General features: G+C 38.0%; 2 protein-coding genes. Both read right to left on the bottom strand.

What is annotated here, in order from left to right:
- Window positions 1–278, bottom strand: a 278-nt coding sequence (locus tag A9G22_RS07195) for a DUF2247 family protein (RefSeq protein WP_141670001.1), incomplete at its 3' end; no start/stop codon positions are given.
- Between the two features lie 2 nt (window positions 279–280).
- Window positions 281–1,489, bottom strand: a complete 1,209-nt coding sequence (locus A9G22_RS07190) for a VENN motif pre-toxin domain-containing protein (RefSeq protein ID WP_075508595.1) — start codon at window positions 1,487–1,489, stop codon at window positions 281–283.
- Between the last annotated feature and the right edge of the window lie 237 nt (window positions 1,490–1,726).

Raw genomic sequence — 1,726 nt, 5'->3', positions numbered from 1 at the left:
CGAATATTATATAATTGTAGTAACAAAATATATAACCATTTTGCGTTACTATAATTCTCTAAAGACCCAGCAATTTTATTCAATAAATCATCTAACTCAAAAATATTAGAGGAATTAACCATTGATAGTTCAAATACATCTTGATTACTACTACCATTAATAATCATATCATTTGCATAATTGATGACATCTTTCCAGCCAATAATATGATTTCGATATCCCCATGAAATATCTTTCCAATTTAGATAAATTCTATTTTTATTTAAATTAAAATTCATGATTATTTAACCTTCTGATTAGGTTTCCCATTTATTTTACCACCTGAAATAAACCGTTGATGTGTAATATTTTGAGTTTTAGGATCTATAATATATTCAAATATACCACTTTTACCATTAAAAGAACCTTCTGTTTGTAATAAGGTTCGCTTAACACCATCACCGCCTGTTATTGTAAATACCTTACCTTTTTTAAGTTGTTCTTTGGTAATGAAGCTTGCTGCTCTATGCGATGGATCAGCTTTTAAGCCACTACCAGATCTATTATAAGCAATAATTTTATCAGCTACTCCAGATAAGGTTTTTAATTGGGCTACCTTTTGAACAACTTTTGAAGCAGCATTTCCCAACACAAATCCACTAGTAATTTCACTCCCAATTCTTCCTTGGGCATATCCAATCATATAACCAGCTGATTCAGGATCATGTTCTAAAGCAAATTCATAAAGTTCTTGCCATTCAGTTACCGAAATCTTTATATTATCATAAACTTTATCTAAGTTCGTGACCACTTCATATATACCTACAGCTGTATTTATAGGGTGTGCAACAGTATCTATAATACCTGATACTGCATTAGCAGCGCCGTCTGAAATTCCGTCAAGCTGTCCTGTCCCTTCACCTTGAACATATGCAATGACTTTTTCACCATCTCCATCAAATAATTCTAGAAGCTGTAGTTGTTCATTGAATCTTGTTTCATTCTCCCATGCTAGCATTGCTGCAGAATTATTCTCAACCGCATTTTTCCCCGCCGCAACGCCAGTATTGATATCTTGAACATCACCACCCGCCGCGGCGGTAGCTAGGCCAGTCGCGAGTTGGGTTAGTGCGCTGATTTGTTGTCTTTCTTCTTGGCTTAGGTCTTTGATGTCTTTATCGGGGTAAAGGATACCTGCAATAGCATCCGCACTGCGTTCACTTGCGGCAGCGCCTAAGCCACCCACTAGGGCAGAGTTGCCTTGCAGCTGCGCAACCACCCCGCCCAAGATGGCATGGCTGACCGTGTTGGCAATGTGGTCTGTTTCCCATTTGCCGGTTTCAGGGTTGTAATGCTCGGTTTGTTTTTTTATGGCACTGGCAATTTTTGGTGCCAGTGCCCCTGCAACCGCCCCTGTCATGTCGCCACTGATGATGCCGTTGATAAGATTGACCGCCATGTCAATGCCTTGACGGGTTTCACTGCCCATCGCCGACATGCCTTGATTCATCGCTTCTTTGTAAGCATCTTCGTAGACTTTTTGTTACTGCTCGTCGTTTAAGAAGGTACCTTTGTCAGTTGCTTTTAATTTGGTGTTGTTGCCAACCTTGATGTCAAAGCCCTTGGCTAACGCTAAAAAAACAAAAAATTTAATTAAATCAACGATCTTTCTGAATTATTTTTTGTAAGTAAAAATAGTGAATTAATGCATTTTCTATGTTTTGAATAGAGGGAGATATGGCATAAT

It is taken from the genome of Gilliamella sp. App2-1, from assembly GCF_001690255.1.
In the GTDB taxonomy this organism is placed as follows: Bacteria; Pseudomonadota; Gammaproteobacteria; order Enterobacterales; family Orbaceae; genus Gilliamella; species Gilliamella apicola_G.
Note: the sequence above shows the minus strand (reverse complement) of the source record. Positions and strands in the feature narration are given on the sequence as shown.